The sequence below is a fragment of the Streptomyces sp. NPDC034099 genome, from assembly GCF_055575415.1.
This window is the reverse complement of record NZ_JBVISR010000017.1, coordinates 114,397-133,002: the sequence shown is the minus strand read 5'-3', so window position 1 is coordinate 133,002 and position 18,606 is coordinate 114,397. Positions and strand designations below refer to the sequence as shown.

The following is an 18,606-nucleotide window of genomic DNA, read 5'->3' as shown; positions in this document are numbered from 1 at the left end:
CCTGAGCCAGGGAGACGACCTCGCCGGTGACCCGGTCGGAGGACGGGCGGCCGGGCGGATGACTCCCGTACGGGGTGCCGCGTCCGTAAAGTGGTGACGTGCCAAGGATTCGAGCGGCCTCTGTGGCCGAGCACCGGTCGATGCAGCGTGCCGCCCTGCTGGACGCGGCACGCTCCCTGCTGTCCGACGGCGGAACGGAGGCGCTGACCTTCCCCGCCCTCGCCGAACGGACGGGCCTCGCCCGGTCGTCCGTCTACGAGTACTTCCGGTCGCGGGCGGCAGTGGTCGAGGAGCTGTGCGCCGTCGACTTCCCCGTCTGGGCCGCTGAGGTCGAGACCGCGATGGAGCGCGAGACGGCCCCCGAGGCCAAGGTCGAGGCGTATGTGCGCAAGCAGCTCGACCTGGTCGGGGACCGGCGGCACCGGGCCGTCGTGGCCATCTCCGCGAGCGAGCTGGACGCCGGCGCCCGGGAGAAGATCCGCGCGGCACACGGCGGACTGGTCGCGATGATCGTCGAGGCGCTCGGCGAGATGGGGCACGCCCAGCCGCGACTGGCGGCGATGCTCCTCCAGGGCGTCGTCGACGCGGCCGTACGGCGGATCGAACTGGGCGCGGCGGAGGAGCCGACCGCGATCACGGAGGCGGCGGTCTCCATGGCGCTGCGCGGCGTGCGGGGCTGATCTCCGCGCGGCCGGGCAGCGGTACGCCCAGGACCGGCAGCAGTCTCGACGGACCCGCGTTCAGCAGCCACGGCGGGAGCAGGGAGAGCGGGTTCAGATAGACCTCGCCCCGCAGCAGACCCCAGTGCAGGCAGGCCGTGCAGTGTGGGCCCGTCGGCTCCACCGTGCCGAGCAGCTGCCCGGCCGCGACCTCGTCACCCTTCCGCACGGCCGCCTCTACGGGGGCGTACGTCGTCCGCAGGGGTGGTTTGCCCGTCCCGGTCAATTCCACCGAGACCACACCCCGGCCCGCGACCGGTCCCGCGAACGACACCCGCCCCGCGGCCACCGCCCGTACCGGCGCACCGCCGTCCGCGGCCAGGTCCACGCCGCGGTGCCCCGGTCCGTACGGGGTCGCCGGGGGCTCCCAGCCCCGCAGGACCGGGGGCCGCGTGCCGACCGGCCAGTACCGGGCCACGGCCGGCACCACCGGGTCCACCGTGTCCGGCAGGGCCCACACCGCCGTCGCCGGCGCCGGGCGCGGCGGCCCCGCGCCCTGCACGGCCAGGACGGTCAGGACGGCCGACAGCACCACCACCCGGGCACACGCCCGCACCCATCGCCTCGTTCGCATGCGAGCACCGTCCCGCACCAGGACCCCTCGCCGCCCGGCCCTGTGGACCGCGCTCCGGTTGTGGACAGCCGCGTCACCCGGTACCCCGCGGGTCCCGTACACTTCTGGTGGCGATCCGGGTCACCGGGTCGACTTCGCACGCCCCGACACGAGGCCTCCCGAGGCCGGTGTCAGCGCCCCTCGGTCCCTTGCGGCACGGCGCATCGCGGGCGTCAGGCGCGGGAGCCGTCCCGGCTCGCGCGGCACAACCGAGAAAACCAAGGAGATACGGCCATGGCCGTCGTCACGATGCGGGAGCTGCTGGAAAGCGGCGTCCACTTCGGTCACCAGACCCGCCGTTGGAACCCGAAGATGAAGCGCTTCATCTTCACCGAGCGCAACGGCATCTACATCATCGACCTGCTCCAGTCGCTGTCGTACATCGACCGCGCCTACGAGTTCGTCAAGGAGACCGTCGCCCACGGCGGCACGGTCATGTTCGTCGGCACGAAGAAGCAGGCGCAGGAGGCCATCGCCGAGCAGGCCACCCGCGTCGGCATGCCCTACGTCAACCAGCGCTGGCTGGGCGGCATGCTCACCAACTTCTCGACCGTCTACAAGCGCCTGCAGCGCCTGAAGGAGCTCGAGCAGATCGACTTCGAGGACGTGGCCGCCTCCGGCCTCACCAAGAAGGAGCTGCTGGTCCTCTCCCGCGAGAAGGCCAAGCTGGAGAAGACCCTCGGCGGTATCCGCGAGATGTCCAAGGTGCCCAGCGCCGTCTGGATCGTGGACACCAAGAAGGAGCACATCGCGGTCGGCGAGGCCCGGAAGCTCAACATCCCGGTCGTCGCCATCCTCGACACCAACTGCGACCCCGACGAGGTCGACTACAAGATCCCGGGCAACGACGACGCGATCCGCTCCGTCACCCTGCTCACCCGCGTGATCGCCGACGCTGTCGCCGAGGGCCTCATCGCCCGCTCCGGTGCCGCCGGCGGTGCCAAGGGCGAGAAGGCCGCCGGCGAGCCGCTCGCCGAGTGGGAGCGCGACCTGCTCGAGGGCGAGAAGGCCGAGAAGAAGGACGACGCCGAGGCCGCCGAGAAGCCCGCCGAGGAGCCGGCTGCCGAGGCCGCCCCCGCCGAGGCTCCCGCCGCCGAGGAGGCCCCGGCCGCCGAGGCGCCCGCCGAGACCCCGGCCGCGGACGCCGAGCAGGCCTGACCCCTCACCACCTTCGGGTGCCGGACGGCGGGGGCAGCACAGCCCCCGCCGTCCGGCCCGTAGATCTTCAGACTTCGAGAGAGATTCCGGAATCATGGCGAACTACACCGCCGCCGACGTCAAGAAGCTCCGCGAGCTCACCGGCGCCGGCATGATGGACTGCAAGAAGGCGCTGGACGAGGCCGAGGGCAACGTCGAGAAGGCCGTCGAGGCGCTCCGTATCAAGGGCCAGAAGGGCGTCGCCAAGCGCGAGGGCCGCTCTGCCGAGAACGGCGCCGTCGTCTCGATCATCGCCGACGACAACACCTCGGGCGTCCTCGTCGAGCTGAAGTGCGAGACGGACTTCGTCGCCAAGGGCGAGAAGTTCCAGACCGTCGCCAAGACCATCGCCGAGCACGTCGCCAACGCCGCCCCGGCCGACCTCGAGGCCCTGCTCGCCTCCGAGATCGAGCCCGGCAAGACCGTGCAGGCGTACGTGGACGAGGCCAACGCCAACCTCGGCGAGAAGATCGTCCTGGACCGCTTCGCGCGGTTCTCCGGCGGCTTCGTGACCGCGTACATGCACCGCACGATGCCCGACCTGCCCCCGCAGATCGGTGTCCTCGTCGAGCTGGACAAGCCCAACGCCGAGATCGCCAAGGGCGTCGCCCAGCACATCGCCGCCTTCGCGCCGAAGTACCTCTCCAAGGAGGACGTCCCGGCCGAGGTCGTCGAGTCCGAGCGCCGCGTCGCCGAGGAGACCACCCGCGCCGAGGGCAAGCCCGAGGCCGCCCTGCCGAAGATCGTCGAGGGTCGCCTCAACGGCTTCTTCAAGGACGCCACCCTCCTCGGCCAGCCCTACGCCCTGGACAACAAGAAGTCCGTCCAGAAGGTGCTGGAAGAGGCCGGTGTCAGCCTGAAGCGCTTCTCGCGCATCAAGGTCGGCATCTGAGTCCGTACCGCGACGGACGTGCGACCCCGGTAGGGTCGACAGCAGTCGTCGGCGCCGTTCGCGTATGCCGTTGCGTACGCGCGCGTGGCGGCGGACGACAGCAGATCTGACGAGGAGGCCATTGCCGCGTATGGGATGCGAAACACGCCCCCACCGGCAGTGGCCTTCTTCGTGTGTGTGACCCACGTAAAAGAGGCGAGATCTCCATGACCACCAAGGCCGAGAAGAGCGACGACGGCAAAGTACGCGGCCGCTTCATGCTGAAGCTGTCCGGAGAGGCCTTCTCCGGCGGTGGGGGCCTGGGCGTCGACCCCGACGTGGTGCACGCCATCGCCCGTGAGATCGCGGCCGTCGTCCGGGACGGCGCGCAGATCGCGATCGTCATCGGCGGCGGCAACTTCTTCCGCGGCGCCGAGCTGCAGCAGCGCGGCATGGACCGCGCCCGCTCCGACTACATGGGCATGCTCGGCACCGTGATGAACTGCCTGGCGCTCCAGGACTTCCTGGAGAAGGAGGGCGTCGACTGCCGCGTGCAGACCGCCATCACCATGGGCCAGGTCGCCGAGCCCTACATCCCGCTGCGCGCCGTGCGCCATCTGGAGAAGGGCCGCGTGGTCATCTTCGGCGCCGGTATGGGCATGCCGTACTTCTCCACCGACACCACCGCCGCCCAGCGCGCCCTGGAGATCGACGCCGAGGCCCTGCTCATGGGCAAGAACGGCGTGGACGGGGTCTACGACTCCGACCCGAAGACCAACCCGGACGCCGTGAAGTTCGACGCGCTCGGCTACGGCGAGGTCATCACCCGGGACCTGAAGGTCGCCGACGCCACGGCCGTCACGCTCTGCCGCGACAACAGCCTCCCGATCGTGGTCTTCGAGCTGTTGAAGGAGGGCAATATCGCCCGCGCCGTCAAGGGTGAGAAGATCGGCACGCTCGTGGGTGACCAGGGCAGCCGGGACTGACCGGAGAACACCCCCCGTCCGCGGACGCCACCTGTCCGGGGGACGGACGGGACGGGACCGGGCCGGGGGATGGACAATGTCCCGCCGGTCGGGAACCGTGCAGGAAGAACGCGACGCAGCCGGCCGCCGCCCGCAGGGGAACCGCAGCCGGGCCTACTCAAGACACGCAGGAGCAAGTGGTGATCGAAGAGACCCTCCTCGAGGCCGAGGAGAAGATGGAGAAGGCCGTCGTGGTCGCCAAGGAGGACTTCGCCGCGATCCGCACCGGCCGTGCGCACCCGGCGATGTTCAACAAGATCGTGGCGGAGTACTACGGCGCGCCGACGCCGATCAACCAGCTGGCCTCGTTCTCCGTGCCCGAGCCGCGCATGGCCGTGGTGACCCCCTTCGACAAGACGGCCCTGCGCAACATCGAGCAGGCGATCCGCGACTCGGACCTGGGCGTCAACCCGAGCAACGACGGCAACATCATCCGGGTGGTGTTCCCCGAGCTGACCGAGGAGCGCCGCCGGGAGTACATCAAGGTGGCCAAGGCCAAGGGCGAGGACGCCAAGGTCTCGATCCGCTCCGTGCGCCGCAAGGCCAAGGACGCCATCGACAAGATGGTCAAGGACGGCGAGGTCGGCGAGGACGAGGGCCGCCGTGCGGAGAAGGAACTCGACGACACCACCGCCAAGTACGTCGCGCAGGTGGACGAGCTCCTGAAGCACAAGGAAGCGGAGCTGCTCGAGGTCTGATGAACGACTCTTCCTGGGGAGCGCCGCCACAAGCCGGGTACTGGGGGCCGTCCGACCAGGGACCCGTCCAGGGCGCCGGCCCGGCGGGTCCCGCGTACGATGCGCACTACGCGCAGCAGACTCGCCCCATGCCCATCGTGCCCGACGTACCCGAACACGGCGGAGACCAGGACGACGACCAGGGGACCGCTCGGCTGAGCGGTCCCTTGTTCCGGGACGAGCCGTTCCACGACCAGTCCGTTCGCGACGAGCCGTATCGCGACCCGAGCACGTCGGCGCAGCCGTATGCGGCGGTGCCGCGGAATCCGGAGCCCATGCCCGACGTCCCGCAGCCGGCGCAGCCCCAGCCGTCTCCGCAGAAGAAGAGCGCGGGGCGCGACCTGGGTGCCGCGATAGGGGTCGGCGTCGGGCTCGGCGTGGTGATCATCGCGTCGCTGTTCGTCGTCAAGGCGGTCTTCGTCGGTGTCATCGCGGTCGCGGTCGTGGTGGGCCTGTGGGAGCTGACCAAGCGGCTGGAGGAGCGCAAGGGCATCAAGGCGCCCCTGGTGCCGCTCGCGATCGGCGGAGCCGCGATGGTGGTCGCCGGCTACGCGCGCGGCGCCGAGGGAGCGTGGGTCGCCATGGCGCTCACGGCGCTCGCGGTCCTGGTCTGGCGGATGACGGAGCCGCCCGAGGGGTATCTCAGGGACGTCACGGCGGGCTTGTTCGCCGCGTTCTACGTGCCGTTCCTGGCCACGTTCGTCGCCATGATGCTGGCGGCCGGCGACGGCGCCTGGCGCGTGCTGGTCTTCCTGATACTGACGGTCGTCAGCGACACCGGGGCCTACGCCGTCGGCTGGCGCTTCGGCAGGAAGAAGCTCGCCCCGCGCATCAGCCCCGGCAAGACCCGCGAGGGGCTGCTGGGAGCGGTGGCTTTCGCGATGGTGGCGGGCGCGCTGTGCATGCAGTTCCTGATCGACGACGGCACCTGGTGGCAGGGACTGCTGCTCGGCCTCGTGGTCGCGGTCAGCGCCACGCTGGGCGACCTCGGCGAGTCCATGATCAAGCGGGACCTCGGCATCAAGGACATGGGCACCCTCCTGCCGGGCCACGGCGGCATCATGGACCGGCTGGACTCACTGCTGCCCACGGCGCCGGTGGTGTGGTTGCTGCTGGTGATCTTCGTCGGCTCGGGCTGATCCGGTCGAAGACCCTTTCAGGATGGGTCTGACCTGCTGGTTCTTCGGAGGGGGACCCGTTGTCCACAGGGCGGCGGGTCCTTCTCCGTATGTCTGCGACACTGGTACAGCCATGCCTAAGCCCGGAGAACTCACATTCGTCGCGCCGCGCGGAGTCAAGAAGCCGCCGCGGCACCTTGCCGATCTCACGCCTGCCGAGCGCAAGGAGGCTGTCGCCGCGATCGGTGAGAAGCCGTTCCGCGCCAAGCAGCTCTCGCAGCACTACTTCGCGCGGTACGCGCACGCCCCCGAGCAGTGGACCGACATCCCCGCCGGTTCGCGCGAGGGGCTGCGGGAGGCGTTGCTGCCCGAGCTGATGACGGTCGTGCGGCACCTTTCGACCGACCAGGGGACCACGCGCAAGACGCTGTGGAAGCTGTTCGACGGGACGCTCGTCGAGTCGGTGCTCATGCGTTACCCGGACCGGGTGACCATGTGCATCAGCTCCCAGGCCGGCTGCGGCATGAACTGCCCGTTCTGCGCCACCGGCCAGGCCGGCCTGGACCGGAACCTGTCGACCGCCGAGATCGTGCACCAGATCGTGGACGGCATGCGGGCGCTCAGGGACGGCGAGGTTCCCGGGGGGCCCGCGCGGCTCAGCAACATCGTGTTCATGGGCATGGGCGAGCCCCTCGCCAACTACAACCGGGTCGTGGGGGCCATCCGCCGGCTCACCGACCCCGAGCCCGACGGGCTGGGACTCTCCCAGCGCGGGATCACCGTCTCCACGGTCGGTCTCGTCCCGGCGATCCACCGCTTCACCGGCGAGGGCTTCAAGTGCCGCCTCGCCATCTCCCTGCACGCCCCCGACGACGAGCTGCGCGACACCCTCGTCCCCGTCAACACGCGGTGGAAGGTGCGCGAGGTGCTGGACGCCGGGTTCGAGTACGCGGCGAAGTCCGGGCGCCGGCTGTCCATCGAGTACGCGCTGATCCGGGACATCAACGACCAGGCGTGGCGCGGCGACCGGCTCGGGCGGCTGCTCAAGGGCAGGCCCGTGCACGTCAACCTCATTCCGCTCAACCCCACGCCCGGCTCCAAGTGGACCGCGTCCCGGCCCGAGGACGAGAAGGCGTTCGTGGAGGCGATCGCGGCGCACGGTGTGCCGGTGACGATCCGGGACACCCGTGGTCAGGAGATCGACGGGGCGTGTGGTCAGCTGGCCGCGAGCGAGCGGTAACCTGACCGGCGGAAGTACGTCAGCACAGCCATATCTTCATATTCCGACAGGGGAGCGCCACAGCGCTGAGAGTGCGGCACCGGCCGCAGACCCTCCGAACCTGGCCCAGGTCATTCTGGGTAGGGAGATCGGTCACCACTCGAGCTGTTGCGCCCTGCCCGGGACCCTCGCCAGGGGTTCCGGGCGGGGCCGCGTCTTCTCCTGGTCACCCAGGAGGAATTCAGTGAGCATCACCAAGAAGGTCAGTGTCCTGGCCGTCGGACTCGGCATGGTCGGCACGCTCGCCGCCTGCGGATCGTCGTCCGACGACTCCGGCGGCAGCGGTTCCGGCGGCTCCAAGACCGTGACCCTGGTCAGCCACGACTCGTGGGCCGCGTCCAAGGACGTCATCGCCGCCTTCGAGAAGAAGTCGGGCTACAAGGTCAAGGTCCTGGAGGACGGCGACGCCGGGCAGGCCGTCAACAAGGCCATCCTCACCAAGGACAACCCGCAGGGCGACGTCTTCTTCGGCGTCGACAACACCCTGCTGTCCCGCGCCCTCGACAACGGCCTGTTCCAGCCGTACGAGGCCAAGGGCTCGGACCAGGTCCGGCCCGAGTACCGCGCCGACCAGGACAAGCACCGGGTCACGCCGATCGACACCGGCGACATCTGCGTCAACTACGACAAGGCGTACTTCGACCAGCATCGGCTGACCCCGCCCAAGTCCTTCGACGACCTGGCCAAGCCCGAGTACAAGAACCTCCTCGTCACCGAGAACGCGGGCAGCTCCTCGCCGGGCCTCGGCTTCCTGCTCGGCACCGCCGCCAAGTACGGCGACGGCTGGGAGGGCTACTGGAAGAAGCTCAGGGCGAACGGCGTCAAGGTCGTCGACAGCTGGGAGCAGGCCTACAACGAGGAGTTCTCCGGCTCGGCCGGCGGCAAGAAGGCCAAGGGCGACCGTCCGCTCGTCGTGTCCTACGCCTCCTCCCCGCCCGTCGAGGTCGTCTACGCCGACCCGCAGCCGGCCACCGCCCCCACCGGCGTCGCCGACGGCACCTGTTTCCGGCAGGTCGAGTACGCGGGCCTGCTCAGCAACGCGAAGAACCCCGAGGGCGGCAAGGCGCTCCTCGACTTCCTGCTGAGCAGGACCTTCCAGGAGGACATGCCGCTGAACATGTTCGTCTACCCGGTGCGGGAGGGCGCGGAGGTCCCCGAGGTGTTCTCGAAGTTCGGGCCGCAGGCGAAGGACCCGCAGACCCTCGACCCGGCGAAGATCGCCGACAACCGCGACCAGTGGGTCAAGTCGTGGACCTCGCTCGTACTGAAGTGAGCCGGGAAGGCAAGCAGGCGGCGGAGCCGACGCGGACCGTGCGCGGGAGCGCGGTCCGGCTCGGCCTGATGGCCGTGCCCGTCGCGTTCTTCGCGGTGTTCTTCGCCTACCCCGTCGCCGCCATCGTCGCGCGCGGCCTGGAGGTCGACGGGGTCTGGCGGCTGGGGCGGATCGGGGACGTGCTCGCGCAGTCCGACGTACGGCACGTGCTGTGGTTCACCACCTGGCAGGCACTGGCGTCGACCGCGCTCACCCTGCTGATCGCGCTGCCCGGCGCGTACGTCTTCGCCCGCTTCGACTTCCCCGGCAAGCAGGTCCTGCGGGCCGCGGTGACCGTGCCCTTCGTGCTGCCGACGGTCGTCGTCGGTACGGCGTTCCTTGCCCTGGTGGGGCGCGGCGGGCTGCTGGACGAGCTGTGGGGCGTGCGCCTGGACACCACGGTGTGGGCGATCCTGCTGGCGCACGTCTTCTTCAACTACGCCGTCGTCGTCCGCACCGTCGGCGGCCTCTGGGCGCAGCTCGACCCGCGGCAGGAGGAGGCCGCGCGGATGCTCGGCGCCTCGCGGCTGCGGGCCTGGCGGCAGGTCACACTGCCCGCGCTGGCGCCCGCCGTGGCCGCCGCCGCGCTGATGGTCTTCCTGTTCACCTTCACCTCCTTCGGCGTCGTCCAGATCCTCGGCGGGCCCACCTTCTCCACCCTCGAAGTGGAGATCTACCGCCAGACCTCCCAGGTCTTCGACCTGTCCACGGCCGCGGTGCTGACGCTGATCCAGTTCGCGGCCGTCGCCGCCGTCCTCGCCGTGCACGCCTGGACGGTGCGGCGGCGCGAGACGGCGCTACGGCTCGTGGACGCGGCCACGACCGCCCGCCGCCCGCGTGGAGCCGGGCAGTGGGCACTGCTCGCCGGGGTCCTCGGCGTCATCGTCGTCCTGCTGGTGCTGCCGCTCGCGGTACTGGTCCAGCGGTCGCTGGGCGCCTCCGGCTTCGGCTACTACCGGGCACTGACCCACGAGGACGGCGGCGCCTTCCTCGTCCCGCCGATCGAGGCGATCGGCAACTCCCTCCAGTACGCCGTCGCCGCCACCGGCATCGCCGTGGTGATCGGCGCGCTGGCCGCGACCGCGCTCACCCGGCGCGACGCGGGCCGCTTCGTGCGCGGGTTCGACGCGCTGCTGATGCTGCCGCTCGGCGTGTCGGCCGTGACCGTCGGGTTCGGGTTCCTGATCGCGCTGGACGAACCCCCGCTGGACCTCAGGTCCTCCTGGATCCTGGTGCCGCTCGCCCAGGCGCTGGTGGGCGTCCCCTTCGTCGTACGGACCATGCTGCCGGTGCTGCGGGCGGTGGACGGGCGGCTGCGGGAGGCCGCCGCGGTGCTGGGTGCGTCGCCGTGGCGGGTCTGGCGCGAGGTGGACCTGCCGATGGTGCGGCGCGCGCTGCTGGTCGCGGCCGGGTTCGCGTTCGCGGTGTCGCTGGGGGAGTTCGGCGCGACCGTGTTCATCGCGCGCCCCGACAACCCGACGCTGCCCGTCGCCGTGGCGCGGCTGCTGGGGCGGCCCGGGGAGATGAACTACGGCCAGGCGATGGCCCTTTCGACGATTCTGATGCTGGTGTGCGCGGTGGCCCTGGTGGTGCTGGAGCGGCTGCGGACCGACCGGAGCGGGGAGTTCTGACCATGCCGCCCAGCCTGCTGAGCCTCGAAGGAGCAACCGTCCGCTTCGGCGGGCGGCCCGTGCTCGACGCCGTCGACCTGGGGGTCGCCGAGCACGAGGTGGTGTGCGTGCTCGGGCCCAGCGGCAGCGGCAAGTCGACGCTTCTGCGGGCGGTCGCCGGGCTCCAGCCGCTGGACGCCGGGCGGGTGACGCTGGACGGGCGGGACCAGTCCGGGGTGCCCGCGCACCAGCGCGAGGTCGGGCTGATGTTCCAGGACCACCAGCTGTTCCCGCAGCGGGACGTGGCTGGAAACATCGCCTTCGGGCCGCGGATGCGCGGCGCGTCCCGGGCCGAGCAGCGGGCCCGCGTGGGGGAGTTGCTGGAGCTGGTCGGACTGCCGGGCGCCGCCCGCCGGTCCGTCGCCGCGCTCTCCGGCGGGGAGCAGCAGCGAGTGGCGCTGGCCCGTGCCCTCGCGCCTCGCCCCCGGCTGCTGATGCTGGACGAGCCGCTCGGCCAGCTGGACCGCTCGCTGCGGGAGCGCCTCGTGGTCGAACTGCGCGAGCTTTTCGGGCGGTTGGGCACCACGGTGCTGGCCGTGACGCACGACCAGGGTGAGGCGTTCGCGCTCGCCGACCGGGTCGTGGTGATGCGGGACGGGCGGATCGCCCAGTCGGGGACGCCGCTGGAGGTGTGGCAGCGGCCGGCGGACGCGTTCGTGGCCCGCTTCCTCGGCTTCGACAACGTGGCCGAGGCGTCCGTCGCCGGACAGGCCGCGAACACCCCGTGGGGCAAGGTGCCGGTCCCCGAGGACGCACCGCAGGGCACGCGGACGGTGCTCGTGCGGCCGGCCGGGGTCCGGGTCGTCCCCGCCGACGAGGGCCTGCGCTGCACGGTCACCGCCCGCACCTTCCGCGGCACGCACGTCGCCGTGCATCTCCAGCCCGAGGACGCGCCCCGCCTGGAGGCGGCCTGCGCGCTGCGGGCGGCGCCGGAGGTCGGGGCCGTGGTCGGGGTGGAGTTCGACGCGGCGGAGGTCGTCGTGCTCGGCTGAGCAGGCGTTCCGCGGGCCGCGCTGCGAGGAGAAGGCGGCGTTCGGCCCGAAAAACGACGGTGGCCCGCCCCGGACCGGGACGGGCCACCGCGGTGAAGGCATCTGCGCGGGGCAGCGGGCGTCAGCTGTCGCTGTTCGCTCCGCGACGGCGCAGGCCGAAGAAGACGGCGCCGCCACCGACGACGACCAGGGCCGCCGCGATACCGGCGATCATGCCGGTGTTGGAGTTGGCACCGGTCTCGGCGAGGTTGGAGTCACCGGCCGCCGGGGACGGGGCGTTGTCGTTCGGCACCGCCGCCGGGGCGGTGCTCTCCGACTGCGACGGCGCGGGGGCCGACGTGGACGGCTCGGGCGCCGGGGACTCCGTCTCGTCGGACGGGGTCGAGGAGCTCTCCGACGGGGTCGGGGACGGCGTGTCCTCGGTCTTGCAGGGGGTCGACGGGGTGGTGACGTCCGGCTGGATGTCCTCGTCGACGTACCGGTCGGCCTTCACGTGGATGCGGTACACCGTGTTCGGCTGCCAGTCCACGGGGAAGGAGACGGTGGTGCCCTCCTTGGAGCCCTTGACCGTCTGCTGGCCGACCTGCTTGTCGCCGTCCTTGAGGTAGACGGTGACGGTGGCCGGGATGCCGGCGGGGTCCACGTCGGTGACGGTGATGACACCGTTGTCGCCGTCGCACTTGGCTTCGGCGGAGAACTCGCCGATGTTGCAGGCGAGGGCGTTGCCCGAGGCACTGAGCGCCAGGGCCGCGGAGGCGGCGACGACGCCGAGGGCGCGGACGCTACGGCGTGATGCCGTGCGGCTGATTATGGACAGGACTGCCACGTTTGTCCTTTACGGGAGCGCGGATGCGGGGGGTGAAGAGGGTGCCGACGCTCGATGACGCGGCATCAGCACACCCATGAGCCTCACTGGTCTATAAGTGGGGCGTAAGAAGTGTCAACGCATATGCCCGCCCTGGCCGTTGACTTTGCCGTCTTATTAACCGCCGAGACGTTTCAGCGCGTCGGGAGCCTCGTCGATTCGGTCAACCAGTGCTATTCGGGACTCCATCGTCCGCCCCGTCGCGAGCGATCGCAGCAGCGGCCAGGCCGGCAGCGTCCGGGTCCAGTGCTCCCGGTCGACGAGCACCATCGGCGTGGGCTCGCCGCGCGACTCGTAGTAGTTCGGCGTCGCGTTGTCGAAGATCTCCTGGAGGGTGCCGGCCGCGCCCGGCAGGAACACCACGCCCGCGGTGGAGCGGGCCAGCAGACCGTCCTCGCGCGTGGCGTTGGCGAAGTACTTGGCGATGTGCGCGGCGAAGGCGTTGGGCGGCTCGTGGCCGTAGAACCAGGTCGGAATGCCGATCGAGGCGCCGCCCCCGGGCCAGCGCTCGCGCACCTCGAACGCGGACCGCGCCCAGTCGGCGATCGACCGCGTGAACGACGGGGCCTCGGCGAGCAGCACCAGCGCGTCGTCCAGCATCGCGTCGTCGAACGGGGCGGCGTACGCGCCGAGGTTCGCCGCCTCCATCGCGCCCGGACCGCCGCCCGTGGCCACCGTGAGACCGGCGCGGGCCAGTTCCCGGCCCAGGCGGGCGGCGCCCGCGTACTCCGCGGTGCCGCGGGCCATGGCGTGGCCGCCCATGACGCCCACCACCCGGCTGCCCGCGACGAGTTCGTCCAGCGCGTCCGAGACGGCGTCGTCGTGGACGGCGCGCAGCATGGAGGCGAAGACGTCCCCGTCGGCCTTGGTCTGCTGGAACCAGTCGTAGGCCAGGGCGTCCGGTGTCGCCCCGTACCCCTCGTCGAGGCCGGCGTACAACTCGTCGGGGGAGTAGACCTGCCCCCGGTAGGGGTCGAAGGGGAGGCCCGGTATCGGCGGGAAGACCAGGGCCCCGGCGGCGCGCACCCGGGCAGCGGCGCGGGGGTCCATCGGGCAGCCGAGGAAGACGGCGCCCGTGGGGTCGGCGGTGAGCAGGGCGTCCGTACGGTCCGTCAGGTCGACGGCCTGGACGCGGTGGTGGGCGAGGCTGCTGTGCGCCGAGACGACCCGGTCGAACTCGGCGAGGCTTTCGATCTCCCGGTCGTGGGAGGCGTGGTGGGACTGGAACTGTGACAGGGACGGTGACCCGTGCGGTGACCGGGCCTTGCGCTGGGCGGGTGTCTGATCCACCCGCCCATGCTAGGCAGGCGCCGGATCAGCCCTGGACGGCCGCCGGGTCCATCCACACGACCTCGAAGGTGTGGCCGTCGACGTCGTCGAAGGCCCGGCCGTACATGAAGCCGTGGTCCTGGGTCTCGCCGGAGACCGAGCCGCCGGCCGCGACCGCCTTCTCCACCAGCTCGTCGACCTTCTCGCGGCTCTCGGCGCTCAGCGCGATCAGCACCTCGCTGGACTTCGTCGAGTCCGCGATCTCCTTCTTGGTGAACTCCCGGTACTTCTGCGGCGTGTGCACCATCACCACGATGGTGTCGCTCAGCGGGATCGAGGCGGTGGTGTCGTCGCTGAACTGGGCGTTGATCCCGTACCCGAGCCCGGTGAAGAACTTCTTCGAGGCGTCGAGGTCGTTGGTGGCCAGGTTCAGGAAGATCATCTGCTGGTACATGGGGGGCCTCTCCCGTGGATGTGCCGCTGCGGCGGTGCGGTTCGTATGGCGTGCCGTTCGAAGGGTTAGACGGGAGGCGGCCCCGGAACTCATCGCGGTTGCGCGGACTTTCTCGAAAATGTTTTCCGCCGGTCAGTGGTCCAGCGGCAGCGCCGCCAGCACCGCGACGATCAGGACCAGCGGAACGAACAGGGCGAGCAGGGCGGCGGCGCGTACGGCGGCGGCGGCGCGCAGGGTCGCCGGGGGCGCGCCGAGCCGCAGCAGGGCGTCCGTGGTGTCGGCACGGGCGTGCCGGGCCTCGACGGCCGCGGTGAGCAGGGTGGCCACGGTGCAGCCCGCCACGAGGAGGGCGCCCAGGGTGCTGAGCGGGCCGAAGGCGGGTCCGTCCCCGTCGTACACGGTCGCGGTCACGTAGGCCGCGGCGGCGACGGCGGCCACGACGCCGAGCGGACGCCCGACGCGTTGCGACTCCTCCATGAGGACGCGGCCGGCCAGGAGGCGCAGGGCGCCGGGCCGGGCGGCCTGGAGCAGCCGGCCGCACAGGTGGGTGAGGCCCGGTCCGGCCAGCGCGAGGCCCAGGGCGGTGAGGGCCCAGCCGATCAGTACGCCGGCGGAGGGAGCGGTGCCGGGAGTGGGCGCGCCGGCCGCGTTGCCGGTGTAGGTCTCGACGGTGAGGCCCGCGGTGAGGACGGCGATGCCCCAGGGGAGGGCGGTGGTGTTCTGGGGGCGGGGGGCCGGCTCGGGCGGGGTGTCGGGGGTAGTGTCCGCCGGGAGCGGGGGAGCGGCGTCCAGCGTCTGTGTGGTGCCGTCCGCCGGGGTCGCGGCCGGGGGGTGGGGATCACTCGCCTGGGTTTGCAGGGCGCCGCCTGCACCCACCCGTGCCGCCCCAGCGGCCTGACTGCCCGCAGGGGCAGCGGTGGCGGTGCGGGCGCCGAAGCGGCCGTAGGCGCCGAAGGTCTCGCGGGCCTTGCCCCAGCCGTACGCGCCGAAGCGGCCGTAGCCGCGGGGTGCGGGGGCCGCGGCGGGCCGGGGATCGCGGGGCCGCAGGGTGTGGGCCACCGCGGCCGACGCGAGGGCCGGTACGAGGACCAGCAGGGTCAGGACGGCCGGGGCGGGGAGGGACTGGCCGACGGCCAGGGCGTCGGCCGCCACGCGGCCGGAGGCCGGCCGGCCGGTCAGGTCACCGCGCAGGTGGAGGAAGGCGAGCAGGGCCACCACCGAACCGAGGGACGCGGACAGGGCGGTGGTCGTCGCCGAGACGGCCATCAGCCGGCCCGGCCCCAGGCCGATCGCCGACAGCCCCGAGCGGGGCCGGGTCCCGGGGTCCGTGCGGGCCACGGCCACCGCGAGGTACACCGCGGCGGCCAGCGGCGCCGCGCACCAGGCCAGGCGCAGGGCGGAGGCGCCGGGCGCGTCGGGGTGGCTCAGCGCGTGGCCGAGGGCGCACAGCAGCAGGAAGCCCGTGCCCGCCGAGGCCATCGCGACCAGCAGACGGCGCAGATGGACGGCGAGGTGGGCGGTGCGGGTCAGGCGGAGAGCGAGCACGCCGCCCGGCCTTCCGTTCCGGGAGTCCCGGCGGCACCCGTGGCCACCGTGGTCTCGGCGAGCGGCGGCAGGTGCACGGTCCGTACCCGCCGTCCGTCGAGGAGCGCCACAGAGCGGTCCGCCAGGGCGGCGGTCTGCGCGTCGTGCGTGGCGAGCAGGACGGTGATGCCGTGCGAGCGGGCCGCCGTGGTGAGCGTCCGCAGGACGTGGGCGCGGTCCGCGCGGTGCAGGGGGGCCGTCGGCTCGTCGGCGAAGAGGACCGCCGGGGCGACGGCGAGGGCGCGGGCGATGCAGACGCGCTGCCGCTCGGCCTGCCGCAGTTCGTGCGGGCGCCTGCGTGCCTTGCCGCCGACGTCCAGGCGGTCCAGCCACTCCAGGGCGGCGGTCTTGGCCCGACGCCGGCCGGTGCCGCGCAGCATGAGGGGGAGCGCGGCGTTCTCCCAGGCGTTCAGCTCCGGGACGAGCGCCGGGGCGGGGTCGATCCAGCCGAAGCGGTCGCGGCGCAGCCGTTCGCGGCTGAGCGGACCCATGGTGTGCACCGGCACGCTGTTGAACCAGACCTCGCCGTCCTGCGGCTTGACCAGTCCGGACAGACACCGCAGCAGTGTGGTCTTGCCGCTGCCGCGCGGGCCGCTCACGGCGAGGATCTCGCCCTCGCGCACACCGAGCGACACTCCTTGCAGCGCGGGGGAGCCGTCGTGGTGCTGGAAGTGCAGGGCACGGGCCCAGAGCACGTCGTTGTCCGGCGGGGCCTCCATGGGCGTACACCTCGGTTCTGATCCGTATTTCCCCGGTCTTGTCCCCCTTCCGGGGGAACGAAGGCGGGGCCGATCGGTCACTGGGCACCGTAAGGAGTCGCCGCGGAGGAAGCCGGACAGCACGCGGCCCCGGGCCGCCGTTCTCACTCGAACGGACCGCACCGGGGCCGGTGATGATCATCTCAGCGGATGATCGGGACGATCAGAGCTTCGTCCACGCCTCCGTCAGCGTGGCGCGCAGGATCTGCTCGATCTCGTCGAAGGTCTCCTGGTTGGAGATCAGCGGCGGGGCGAGCTGGATGACCGGGTCGCCGCGGTCGTCGGCACGGCAGTACAGGCCGTTCTCGAAGAGCTTCTTGGAGAGGAAGCCGTACAGGACCCGCTCGGTCTCCTCCTCGTTGAAGGACTCCTTGGTGGCCTTGTCCTTGACCAGCTCGATGCCGTAGAAGAAGCCGTTGCCGCGGACGTCGCCGACGATCGGCAGGTCGTGCAGCTTCTCCAGGGTGGCGCGGAAGGCGCCCTCGTTGTCGAGCACGTGCTGGTTGAGGCCCTCGCGCTCGAACAGGTCGAGGTTGGCGATGCCCACCGCGGCGGAGACCGGGTGGCCGCCGAAGGTGTAGCCGTGCAGGAAGGTGTTGTCGCCCTTGTAGAACGGCTCGGCCAGGCGGTCGGAGATGACGCAGGCGCCGATCGGGGAGTAGCCCGAGGTCATGCCCTTGGCGCAGGTGATCATGTCCGGGACGTAGCCGAACTTGTCGCAGGCGAAGGTCGTGCCCAGGCGGCCGAAGGCGCAGATGACCTCGTCCGAGACGAGCAGCACGTCGTACTGGTCGCAGATCTCCCGGACCCGCTGGAAGTAGCCGGGCGGGGGCGGGAAGCAGCCGCCGGCGTTCTGCACGGGCTCCAGGAAGACCGCCGCGACCGTGTCCGGGCCCTCGAAGAGGATCTGCTGCTCGATCTGGTCGGCGGCCCAGCGGCCGAAGGCCTCGGGGTCGTCGCCGAAGAGCGGGGCTCGGTAGATGTTGGTGTTAGGCACCTTGTGCGCGCCGGGGACCAGCGGCTCGAAGGGGGCCTTCAGGGCGGGCAGGCCGGTGATGGACAGGGCGCCCTGCGGGGTGCCGTGGTAGGCCACCGCGCGGGAGATCACCTTGTACTTGGTGGGCTTGCCGGTCAGCTTGAAGTACTGCTTGGCGAGCTTCCAGGCGGTCTCGACCGCCTCGCCGCCGCCGGTGGTGAAGAAGACCTTGTTGAGGTCGCCGGGGGCCTCGTTCGCCAGCCGCTCGGCCAGCTCGACGGCCTTGGGGTGGGCGTAGGACCACACCGGGAAGAACGCGAGCTCCTGCGCCTGCTTCGCGGCGGCCTCGGCCAGCTCCGTGCGGCCGTGTCCGGCCTGGACCACGAACAGGCCGGCGAGGCCGTCGAGGTAGCGCCTGCCCTTGTCGTCGTAGATGTGGGTGCCCTCACCGCGGACGATGGTGGGGACGGGGGCGTTCTCGTACGACGACATGCGGGTGAAGTGCATCCACAGGTGGTCGTACGCGGTCCGGCTGAGGTCCTTGGGGCTGTCGGTGCTCACGATTATCGGGTTCCCCACATATAGGTCTGCTTCTTGAGCTTGAGGTAGACGAAGCTCTCGGTGGAGCGCACGCCGGGCACGGCCCGGATGCGTCGGTTGATGACCTCCAGGAGGTGGTCGTCGTCCTCGCAGACGACCTCCACCATCAGGTCGAAGGAGCCCGCGGTCATCACCACGTACTCGCACTCGGACATGGCCGCCAGCGCCTCGGCCACCGACTCCACGTCGCCCTCGACGTTGACGCCGACCATCGCCTGGCGCCGGAAGCCCACGGTGAGCGGGTCCGTGACGGCGACGATCTGCATCACGCCCTGGTCGAGGAGCTTCTGGACGCGCTGGCGCACGGCCGCCTCCGACAGGCCCACGGCCTTGCCGATGGCGGCGTACGGCCGGCGGCCGTCCTCCTGGAGCTGCTCGATGATGGCGAGGGAGACGGCGTCCAACTGGGTGCCGCCGTTCCTGGACTCGCGGGAGTCCTTCTGGTCTGCGCTTCGACTGGCCACGGCTTCACTGTGCACGACGTATCGACAGTTTCGCAAGGCCGGTTCGATGAAATTCGTTGTTTGACTCGCTCCAATCTGCGGATATCGCAACCCTGAGGGTGGT

Annotated in this window: 18 protein-coding genes and 1 riboswitch; of the genes, 10 read left to right on the top strand and 8 right to left on the bottom strand. The window is 71.4% G+C overall.

Annotated features, from left to right (window positions below; translation table 11 throughout):
- Positions 1 to 122 precede the first annotated feature (122 nt).
- Positions 123 to 680: a TetR/AcrR family transcriptional regulator gene (locus tag ACZ56V_RS34820; RefSeq protein ID WP_104632538.1), complete on the top strand. Its 558-nt coding sequence runs from the start codon at positions 123 to 125 to the stop codon at positions 678 to 680.
- Here the strand turns inward: ACZ56V_RS34820 and ACZ56V_RS34815 are convergent.
- Positions 634 to 1,293 carry a murein hydrolase activator EnvC family protein gene (locus tag ACZ56V_RS34815; protein ID WP_467383627.1) on the bottom strand — a complete coding sequence of 220 codons (660 nt, stop codon included), beginning with the start codon at positions 1,291 to 1,293 and terminating at the stop codon, positions 634 to 636. The genes ACZ56V_RS34820 and ACZ56V_RS34815 overlap by 47 nt on opposite strands.
- Positions 1,294 to 1,566: 273 nt before the next feature.
- Between ACZ56V_RS34815 and rpsB the strand changes: the two genes are divergently transcribed.
- The 9 genes from rpsB (at position 1,567) to ACZ56V_RS34770 (ending at position 11,533) form a co-directional block, all read left to right on the top strand.
- Positions 1,567 to 2,490, top strand: a complete 924-nt coding sequence (gene rpsB / locus ACZ56V_RS34810) for a 30S ribosomal protein S2 (RefSeq protein WP_398914834.1) — start codon at positions 1,567 to 1,569, stop codon at positions 2,488 to 2,490.
- Positions 2,491 to 2,584: 94 nt separating this feature from the next.
- On the top strand, positions 2,585 to 3,421 hold the full coding sequence (tsf, locus tag ACZ56V_RS34805; RefSeq protein ID WP_398914836.1) for a translation elongation factor Ts: 837 nt from the start codon (positions 2,585 to 2,587) through the stop codon (positions 3,419 to 3,421).
- A 206-nt stretch (positions 3,422 to 3,627) separates the two neighbouring features.
- Positions 3,628 to 4,386 (top strand): UMP kinase, encoded by a 759-nt coding sequence (gene pyrH, locus ACZ56V_RS34800; RefSeq protein WP_104632534.1) that lies wholly within the window; start codon positions 3,628 to 3,630, stop codon positions 4,384 to 4,386.
- 179 nt (positions 4,387 to 4,565) lie between these two features.
- Positions 4,566 to 5,123: a ribosome recycling factor gene (frr, locus tag ACZ56V_RS34795; protein ID WP_104632573.1), complete on the top strand. Its 558-nt coding sequence runs from the start codon at positions 4,566 to 4,568 to the stop codon at positions 5,121 to 5,123.
- Positions 5,123 to 6,301, top strand: a complete 1,179-nt coding sequence (locus ACZ56V_RS34790) for a phosphatidate cytidylyltransferase (RefSeq protein WP_468947578.1) — start codon at positions 5,123 to 5,125, stop codon at positions 6,299 to 6,301. The genes frr and ACZ56V_RS34790 overlap by 1 nt, the downstream gene beginning before the upstream one ends.
- A gap of 112 nt (positions 6,302 to 6,413) precedes the next feature.
- The gene (gene rlmN, locus ACZ56V_RS34785) at positions 6,414 to 7,520 is read left to right on the top strand and encodes a dual-specificity RNA methyltransferase RlmN (RefSeq protein ID WP_104632532.1); all 1,107 of its coding nucleotides are present in this window, start codon (positions 6,414 to 6,416) and stop codon (positions 7,518 to 7,520) included.
- 38 nt (positions 7,521 to 7,558) lie between these two features.
- Positions 7,559 to 7,664, top strand: a riboswitch (TPP riboswitch).
- A gap of 79 nt (positions 7,665 to 7,743) precedes the next feature.
- Positions 7,744 to 8,832: a thiamine ABC transporter substrate-binding protein gene (locus tag ACZ56V_RS34780; protein ID WP_468947577.1), complete on the top strand. Its 1,089-nt coding sequence runs from the start codon at positions 7,744 to 7,746 to the stop codon at positions 8,830 to 8,832.
- A 68-nt stretch (positions 8,833 to 8,900) separates the two neighbouring features.
- Entirely contained in the window at positions 8,901 to 10,502 is a 1,602-nt protein-coding gene (locus ACZ56V_RS34775) for an ABC transporter permease (protein WP_398914994.1), read from the top strand.
- Positions 10,503 to 10,504: 2 nt separating this feature from the next.
- Complete coding sequence (locus tag ACZ56V_RS34770) at positions 10,505 to 11,533, top strand: ABC transporter ATP-binding protein (protein WP_398914843.1); 1,029 nt, start codon at positions 10,505 to 10,507, stop codon at positions 11,531 to 11,533.
- A gap of 121 nt (positions 11,534 to 11,654) precedes the next feature.
- Here ACZ56V_RS34770 and ACZ56V_RS34765 read toward each other — a convergent pair whose 3' ends face one another.
- The 7 genes from ACZ56V_RS34765 to ACZ56V_RS34735 all read right to left on the bottom strand — a co-directional run bounded on the left by ACZ56V_RS34765 (position 11,655) and on the right by ACZ56V_RS34735 (position 18,518).
- Positions 11,655 to 12,359, bottom strand: a complete 705-nt coding sequence (locus ACZ56V_RS34765; protein WP_104632528.1) for an LAETG motif-containing sortase-dependent surface protein — start codon at positions 12,357 to 12,359, stop codon at positions 11,655 to 11,657.
- Positions 12,360 to 12,515: 156 nt separating this feature from the next.
- A complete protein-coding gene (locus ACZ56V_RS34760; RefSeq protein WP_468947603.1) occupies positions 12,516 to 13,634 on the bottom strand; it encodes an LOG family protein in 1,119 nt (372 codons plus the stop codon).
- A gap of 79 nt (positions 13,635 to 13,713) precedes the next feature.
- A complete protein-coding gene (locus ACZ56V_RS34755) occupies positions 13,714 to 14,121 on the bottom strand; it encodes a VOC family protein (RefSeq protein WP_398914845.1) in 408 nt (135 codons plus the stop codon).
- A 132-nt stretch (positions 14,122 to 14,253) separates the two neighbouring features.
- Positions 14,254 to 15,666 carry a hypothetical protein gene (locus tag ACZ56V_RS34750; RefSeq protein WP_468947575.1) on the bottom strand — a complete coding sequence of 471 codons (1,413 nt, stop codon included), beginning with the start codon at positions 15,664 to 15,666 and terminating at the stop codon, positions 14,254 to 14,256.
- On the bottom strand, positions 15,648 to 16,424 hold the full coding sequence (locus ACZ56V_RS34745) for an ABC transporter ATP-binding protein (protein ID WP_104632524.1): 777 nt from the start codon (positions 16,422 to 16,424) through the stop codon (positions 15,648 to 15,650). Before ACZ56V_RS34745 ends, ACZ56V_RS34750 begins: the two co-directional genes overlap by 19 nt.
- Positions 16,425 to 16,626: 202 nt before the next feature.
- Positions 16,627 to 18,000, bottom strand: a complete 1,374-nt coding sequence (locus ACZ56V_RS34740) for an aspartate aminotransferase family protein (protein ID WP_356365719.1) — start codon at positions 17,998 to 18,000, stop codon at positions 16,627 to 16,629.
- Between the two features lie 2 nt (positions 18,001 to 18,002).
- Positions 18,003 to 18,518, bottom strand: a complete 516-nt coding sequence (locus ACZ56V_RS34735) for an Lrp/AsnC family transcriptional regulator (RefSeq protein ID WP_356365722.1) — start codon at positions 18,516 to 18,518, stop codon at positions 18,003 to 18,005.
- Positions 18,519 to 18,606: the final 88 nt, after the last annotated feature.